Here is a 4,031-nt window from a genome sequence, read left to right as displayed (position 1 = left end):
CTCCTGCCGATCAAGCTTCGGGGTAACGAAGCGCTCGGCGAGCTTTCCGAATTCACGCTGGAACTCAAGACCTTGAGCATACCGACGCTGCCCGTCTATGCGGCGCGCGAACGGATCCAGGCGGACAAGCTGATTGGCACCGAACTGACCATCTCGATTGAATTCGACGGAAAAGGGACGTTCGTTCCCGGTGTGCCCGGCGGCGCGGGGTTGGGTAATCTGGGTGCGGGCAAGCGCGAAATCATCGGCTTGATTACCGAGTTGTCGTTTGTTGGCGAAGACGATCGCTACGCGTACTACGAGATGAGCGTGCGCCCGTGGTTGTGGCTGGCGACGCTCAACCGCGAGAACCGGATCTTTCAGAACCAGAGCGTCGTTGAAATCACGGATGCAGTGCTCGGTTCGAGCCTGTATCCGTTCAAGTACGAATTGCGGCTCGGTGCCAATGGCCTGAACGGCGTCTATCCGGCACGCGATTACGTACGACAGGTGTGGGAATCGGATTTCGAATTCCTGACCCGGTTGTGGAGCGAGTGGGGCATCTATTACTTCATGGATGGCTCGACGCTGGTGCTGTGCGATGCATCAGGGTCACATAAGCCGCACGGGGACATGTATGACACGATTCTCTATCACGCTCCGGCCGGCGCACGCGTGGACGAGGAGCATATTCACCGGCTGGCCGTGTCCCGGTTGTTGACGCCGGGATCGGTCAGCGTGATCGACTACGATTCGACGCAATCTCGGGCCAGGCTGTCGAATACAGTCGATCGGCACAGCGATATTGCTTTCGATAATGCGGAGCACTACGCCTGGGGCGACTACTCGCAGCCGCTGGCAGGCGCGTCGGGTCTGACTGGCGTACCGAACAAGGTTGCGCAGGAAGCGCAGTACCTGGCGGGCGTGCGTGTCGATGCCGAGCGTTGCAAGGGGTTACGTGCGAAGGGGCGAGGCAATCTGCGCGGGCTCGCGGTGGGGCATACCTTGCGTGTCCAAGGCCACCCGCAGGCCAGTACGAACGCCGAATTTCTGGTGATCGCGGCCACGATCGAGATTCACAACAACGATGAAATGACGGGCGGCGATCCGTACCAGTGCGTATCGGACTTCGTGTTGCAGCCGGCCAGCGCGATCTTCCGAAGCCCGTTGCAGCCCAAGCCGCCATGCGGACCGGAAACTGCCGTAGTGGTGGGTCCGGAGTCCCAGCCCATGTGGATCGACGGCTATGCGCGGGCCAAGATTCAGTTCGTCTGGGACCGGCTCGGCGAGCAAAACGAGAACTCCAGCTGCTGGGTGCGCGTGTCGTCACCCTGGCAGGGCAACGGCTTCGGCTTCGTGGCACTGCCCCGCATCGGGCAGGAAGTGACGGTGAGCTATCACGAGGGTGATGCCGACAAGCCGTATATATCGGATCGCCAGGTCAACCAGTTCAATCAGCCGCCTTGGGAATTACCGAAGAACCAGGCCTTGATGGGCTGGCGCAGCATGAGTCTTGCTGGCGCTCAGGTGAACCAGGTGGTGGTGGACGACACGCCGAACAAGTTGCAGGTGCAGGTGACGAGTGACCACGCGAAGTCGCGACTCGTGCTCGGTTACAACACGCGTATTGAAGGGCGCCCGGGCAGGTCGGAAGAGCGCGGCGAAGGCTTCGAGTTGGCGACGATGGCCTGGGGTGTGATCCGCGCCAACCAGGGCATGTTGATTACGACGGAAGCGAGAGACGGCGCGACTCAGCCGGCCAAGGACATGGCCGAGACGGTGACGCGGCTGTTGGTGGCGCACGACCAGCAGGACACGTTTGCAACAACGGCGCGTGAACAACAGGCGCAGGAGGCGGGGGACCAGGACGAGGTCGCCAAGGCGCTGCAGGCGCAGCACGACGACATTCAGGGTTCTGCTTCGGGCAGCACGCAAGCGGGCCAATTCCCGCAGATGAGCACGCCGTATCTGGTGCTGGCGGGCGCGGCCGGCATTGCGGCCACCACGTCACAGTCCACGCATCTGGCCTCGGGCGAGCATCTCGCGCTGACCGCGGGCGGGCACGTTGGCGTATCGGTCGGCAAGCGCCTGCTTGTGAGCGTCGCGCGTGGGGTACGCACGCTGGTGCAGTCGGCCGGGTGGAAGTTGGTCGCGATGTCCGGCGACATCGAACTGAAGGCGCTGAAAGACAACCTGCAACTGCTGGCCAAGCTGAACATGACGGCCACGGCGAACCGTATCACGATCACTGCGCAGGAAGAACTGGTGGTCAGTGGCGGGGGGAGCGCGACGCATTACACCAGCGGCGGCATTACGCATCAGACAGCGGGTGGTTATACGGCGCACGCCGGGAGCTTCACGTACACGGGGCCCCAAAGTCAGGCGGCCGTGTTTCCGGAGTCGCCGCCGCTCGGCAAGGGCAATCTGGAACTGTTCAACACCTATGCGATTCAGCGTGGGGTGATGTCGACGTACAAGGTCGAGGATGCGCTGGGACGGGTTGCGACCGGCATGTTGAGCGCCAAGGGGTATGCCGCTGTCAGCGGTCTGGCGCCCGGTCCGGCACATGTGACCTTCGGCTCTGATAACGCGGATCCCTGGAGCCCGGGCAGCTATGCGCGTAAGGCTGAATGGCCGGACAAAGCGACAGGCGACGCAGGCAATGCTTCCACGGCAGTTCCCGCCCAGACGCGCGATGTTGCGTCACAGGTGTTGTCGGGGGCCGGTACGGCGGTGCAGGCGGGTAAGCAACTGAGTCAACTGGCCGGTGCGCTCAAGACAGGCGGGGTAAGCGGGATCGCTCGCGCGGGACTCTCCGGTGTTCAGTCGTTGCTCGGCGCCGCGGGTGTGGCCGGCAAGGCGCAAACCGGATCAACGGCGTCTGACATGCGTACGCCTGGGTTTGTTTGACGGACGACGAACCGATATCTCGCGGCGTCTTCGCCTCATTTCTGAATTCATTTCCGGTTTCCCTCCATGACCGCATCTTCGACCGTAAGCCGTCCTCAGCAGATGGCTGTTGCACCGCTGAACACCATTCATCCGAAAGATATCGTCGCCGCCGCGCGTAAGTTCGATCAGTGGCTGCAACAGATCAGCGGCGGCGCCGTCACGCTCGAGCGACTGAATAACGTCGCACAGGGGCTACCGGTGGTCGGCAACGTCATTGCCCTGGTGAGCGTGGCGCTGGACTTGAAGGCGTTGCACGACAAGCCGTCCACCGATGCGATGGACTGGGTAAACATCGGCATCGACCTGATCGGGATCATTCCGGTGCCGCCGACACTGGCGGCGGCGCGCATGAGCCTCCGACCGATGCTGGCAGAAGCGCGCCACGAATTGGCCGCCCAGCTCAAGGCGATGGTGAAGGATGGCGTGAAAGCCCAGGCGAACGACGTGTTGGTCGATCTGTTTGCCGCGCACCTGAATGCGACCATCGTCGGGGAACTGGAGAAGTTCGTTCAGGAGGCGCAGGTCCGACTGGACGGCATGCTCAAGGACGCGGGCGAGCTGCTGGAAAAGATGCTGCTGGACATGGCCGCGGGCATGAAGAAAGCGGCGCTGGGTAACTTGAACGCGGTGGGCAACGCCAAGCTGTCGGACAAGGAGGCGAGTCAGGCGTCGGAGATTTTCTTACGTGATCCGGGGGCGGGCATCAAGAAGGGCCTTTGGTCGTTGTATCACGCGACCAAGGCCAATGTGGAAACGGTTTCCAATGCGGTGGTGCATGCCACCATGACACGGCAGCAGCAGGAACAGATGGCCGCCGACGTGGACAAGAAACTTCGGGAACTTGCCGGCCTGTGTAAAGGCGCGCTGGCTAAGCTTGCCGATCCGCGCGTGGGCGAAATCGCCAAGCTGCTGACGCTGCTGCTGGCTGTCATCAAGGCTTCCCGGAAACATCCTCGCAAGAGCCAGGCGGCGAACATACCGGAAGGCAAGAGTGGTCAGGCTGCGCAGAATCGCGGCCATGGCGTGGTCGAAAAAATTGGCGCGCAGGCCGATGCTGAAGGGGATGGCAACTGTTGCAAGAATCGTGAAGCCGGGACGAC

General features: G+C 62.3%; 1 protein-coding gene and 1 pseudogene. Both read left to right on the top strand.

What is annotated here, in order from left to right; translation table 11 throughout:
- Positions 1-2,889 (top strand): type VI secretion system Vgr family protein (locus GQ57_RS37790; RefSeq protein ID WP_034200597.1); only part of this gene is annotated, 2,889 nt, incomplete at its 5' end.
- 66 nt (positions 2,890-2,955) lie between these two features.
- A pseudogene (locus GQ57_RS37785) lies at positions 2,956-4,031 on the top strand (RHS repeat-associated core domain-containing protein); the annotation flags it as partial.

Origin of the sequence: Burkholderia sp. MSh2 (genome assembly GCF_000731655.1) — a bacterium.
In the GTDB taxonomy this organism is placed as follows: Bacteria; Pseudomonadota; Gammaproteobacteria; order Burkholderiales; family Burkholderiaceae; genus Burkholderia; species Burkholderia paludis.
Note: the sequence above shows the minus strand (reverse complement) of the source record. Positions and strands in the feature narration are given on the sequence as shown.